This window comes from uncultured Acetobacterium sp., from assembly GCF_927416815.1.
In the GTDB taxonomy this organism is placed as follows: Bacteria; Bacillota; Clostridia; order Eubacteriales; family Eubacteriaceae; genus Acetobacterium.
The window spans coordinates 1-3,535 of record NZ_CAKMJU010000073.1; the positions used below are offsets into that span (position 1 = coordinate 1).

General features: G+C 48.6%; 4 protein-coding genes and 1 pseudogene. All 5 read right to left on the reverse strand.

The genetic code is table 11. From position 1 onward, the window contains the following. Nucleotides 1-146 (reverse strand): annotated as a pseudogene (locus QZ998_RS10980) (ATP-binding protein); the annotation flags it as partial. 271 nt (nucleotides 147-417) lie between these two features. After that, entirely contained in the window at nucleotides 418-738 is a 321-nt protein-coding gene (locus tag QZ998_RS10985) for a hypothetical protein (protein ID WP_296560560.1), read from the reverse strand. A 10-nt stretch (nucleotides 739-748) separates the two neighbouring features. Further along, entirely contained in the window at nucleotides 749-1,549 is an 801-nt protein-coding gene (locus QZ998_RS10990; protein ID WP_296560563.1) for an AAA family ATPase, read from the reverse strand. Then, the gene (locus QZ998_RS10995) at nucleotides 1,546-2,793 is read right to left on the reverse strand and encodes a DDE-type integrase/transposase/recombinase (RefSeq protein WP_296560567.1); all 1,248 of its coding nucleotides are present in this window, start codon (nucleotides 2,791-2,793) and stop codon (nucleotides 1,546-1,548) included. Before QZ998_RS10995 ends, QZ998_RS10990 begins: the two co-directional genes overlap by 4 nt. A 62-nt stretch (nucleotides 2,794-2,855) precedes the next feature. Continuing rightward, nucleotides 2,856-3,365: a DUF6431 domain-containing protein gene (locus QZ998_RS11000; RefSeq protein ID WP_296560568.1), complete on the reverse strand. Its 510-nt coding sequence runs from the start codon at nucleotides 3,363-3,365 to the stop codon at nucleotides 2,856-2,858. Nucleotides 3,366-3,535: the final 170 nt, after the last annotated feature.

The window sequence follows — 3,535 nt, forward strand, 5'->3', positions numbered from 1 at the left end:
GTTGCAGCCAGCTGTCCAGTAAACAGTTCGTCCCACTTGCCCATTGGCAGGTTGGTCGTAATAATGAGGGAGCTTTTTTCGTATCGTTGGCGGATGATCTGGAAAAATAGGCTCTCTCTTTCTTTGTCCATTTTTATGTAACACAAGGGGACGGTTCTATTGTGCACTTTTCTGGCTGAAAAATACTGAGGAATCTGTCTGGAAAAGATTTTGCTGGTGGTTGCAGTTTCCAGCTTTTGTCTGTTTTGTAGTCCGTCAAATTATAAGCACCACCATCCAGCATTTTATTTTAACCAAAATGATGGGAAATACGGTTATACGGGCACATTATTGACACCTGATTCGGCAGATTAAATAAACCGCGCTATTAACGGAGCAAATTAAACGATCTAAAAAAGCAGGTTTCCCTGCTTTTTATCAGATAGCGAGATGGGATTTAAGGGCTTTTAAAGCACAGATGATGCTGATGGCATCGGGTTCTGATAAATCCGGATTGTTGATGGTCAGCTGTTCCAGATTCCAGAAGGTATCGTTCAAAGCGGCAAGCGGGGTCGCTACCCCCAGATCCGGGATGCATAAAAAGTGGCCGTGGGTATAGGTGCCGCAAATGATATGAAAAGAGCTGTTTCGGGCGGTCACGGTCAGCTCATAGGGATCAACTTCGGTGATCAGTCGGACCTGTCCTTTCCAGGAAGCTTTCCCGGACAGGTTTTTGGAACAACAGTAATCAAAAGTCATGGCTGCCCTCCTAAAGCTCGGTATCGTTAATGGCCTGCATTACGATATCGGCATCAATAGTGAGCGCTTTATGGCTTTCACCGATTAGCAGACTGGCATTGCAGAACTTGTTGATCATCCGTGGCGTTCCGTCGGCTGCGTTAAGAATAGCCTGAAGGGCATTTTCTTCAAAAACAGGCTGATGGCAGCCGGCACCTTTTAGTTTATCGATCACATAGGTTCGACCTTCCTCCCCGCTTAAGCCGCCCAGATCATAGTTCATGACAAGGCGCTGGCGGAGGGGTTCATGAATCCCCAGGCGCAGGGTTGAATTAAGGGCCGGCAGGCCGGCCAGCAGGATGGCGGCCCGATCTCTTGAATCCATCTCGAAGTTAAAGAGAATCTTCAGATCATTTAAGATGGCACTGTTGATATGGTTGGCTTCATCAATGATGATGACCGGTGTTTTGCGCTTTTCAATGGCAAGACGGGAAATTTCCTCCTGAATAATCCGGAAATTATCGGGTTTCCGATAAGATGGCTGAGCCCCGAATTCGGTCGCCAGATGGCGATAGAAGTCATTGGGGGTCAGGGTGGAAAAGCTGGAGTAGATGACCTTGAATAAGGAAGGATTGAGACCGGCGGCCCAGTTACGGATTGCCGTGGTCTTGCCCCGTCCAGGGCTGCCGGTGAGCAGGCCGAAGCCTTTGGTTTTAACCAGATAATCCAGACGAAAACGGGTTTCCCGGTATTCACTGGTATCGACCAGGATCTCTTTTGAATTCTTCAGAAAGGGGTTGAATTCGAGCCCATAGCGTGCGGTATAGTTCATGCTTCTTCACCCCGGCATAAATGGATTTTTTCCCGTTTGACAAAGGCATTCTCGTGTTTGTTAAGCAGACGGATCGGCGTCAGGGTGCCATCCGCTTCAGTGATAAAGATTTTTTCCATGTCAGGTGAGTATCGTAGACAAACCCGTTGCCTGGCAAAACGGCAGTCGACTTCGTATTCCACCTGATCGATGGTGATGACGCTGTCGATGGAAACCCGCCGTTCGATCTCCAGCAGAAAATGCTTTTCGATTTCCTCATCGGAAAGACGGCGGATGTGTTGGGGTTCCGAAAAGAAGCGATCCTGAGGTGACAGGCCTTTAAGCGATGAATGCGGGGTCTGATTATAGCGCAGCACATAAGCCCGCAGGTGGTCACCTAGACCGGAAAGCGAGGTGAAATCGCGGATATCCAGACTGGCCAGCCACTGATCTTTCATGGTGCGAAACCATCTTTCAATTTTGGCCTTCTGGATTGGCGTATAAGGTTGGTTATAGTGAAGAACCGACCCGGTACGGGCTGCCAGCAGCTCCATCTGTTTGTTCCTGAAGGAGCTGCCATTGTCAAAGTTGTAGATTTGTGGGCGACCATACCGGGCGACCGCTGATTTCATGACCGACATCAGGTTCACGAAGTTATCATTAAAGAAGACATCAATCCCGACAATCAGGCGGCTGGCGTCATCAATCAGGGCGATAATGAAAACCTTGTGCTTCTTCCCGTCCGGTGTTTTAAGATAGGGACCGACACTGGTATCCCCGCACCAGACTTCATTGATGTGCGGGCGTTCATAGCGTCGCATGTCATGATTGGTGGTGGTCTTCATCTTAAGCTCCAGTTGTCTGATAAAACGGTTGACCGTCGATTCCGACAATTGACCGGTGCTGACACTGCCGTTCTCACGCAGCTGGCGGAAAATGGCCGCTGCCGACATCCGCGGATAGTTTTCTTTCAGATACCGGATCTGGGCCTGAAGATCGTCATCCAGCTTGCGGGGCTGGCCGCTGTCCGACCGGGAGGAAGGGAGCAGGCCATCAAAGCCGTTATGGAGATAATTGCGGTACCAGTACTTGATGGTTTGTGGTGCAAAGTGCCGGGTTGATCCGTCGGCCACCACCACCCCTTTAAGAGAAGCATCACGAAAGAAAGCCTCGTTGGACGGATACGCATCAGAAAGGCCTGAAATAAGGGGAGCGATGACAGCATAGCGCATCAGCGCGACTGCCTGAGCTTTATTCTGGTTCATGGTTGAAACCTCCTTGGTTTTTCATCCATTATATGAAAAAATGTCGGAGGGATCGTGTCAGCTTATGTGGGTTTTAGAAAAAAAACATTCGGGGTCGGTTTAATCTGCATGAACTGCCGGCCGAAGCTTTTAAAACACTGGCTGATGAAGTGACAGGTCATCGAAAGCGTCAGCCCGATGGCAAGCCGCCGTTGACGCCAGTGGCAACGATACTGGCGAATCACATGTCGGATATTACTTTCATCAATCGCCGGATGACCGTTCATAATCGCAGCCAAGTCGCCGGAAGATTCATAACAGGAAAGGATTCGGATCTGATCGGAAAGACCAATCTGAGAATAAGGGACAATTGCTGATAGCAGCAGGGCATGGGTTCTTTTGCAAACGGCACACTTCACCCGGCAGATCCGCAGTGGCACCAGGTAAGCTTCAACCTTGATGCTGCGCTTGTAGTAGCCATGGACGGAAAGACAGCCTGAACAGCCACAGCTGCATGTAAGCTGGTGGAACTGAAGAGCATTAAGCGTCTGATCATATAAAATTTGCGAAATGGGATTGCAATTATCAGTCAAAATGAAAGAAGGTACCGGATAAAATATTCTGCAGCATAATGCGTCAGATTGTTTGATCCGGTACCTTCTTGTGTTATCATGAAAATATTATTTTTGATTGATAATGATAAATTTTGAAGCGTATAATTTGCTGAATAACAGTGAAGGAGGATGCGAATCATTTGATCACG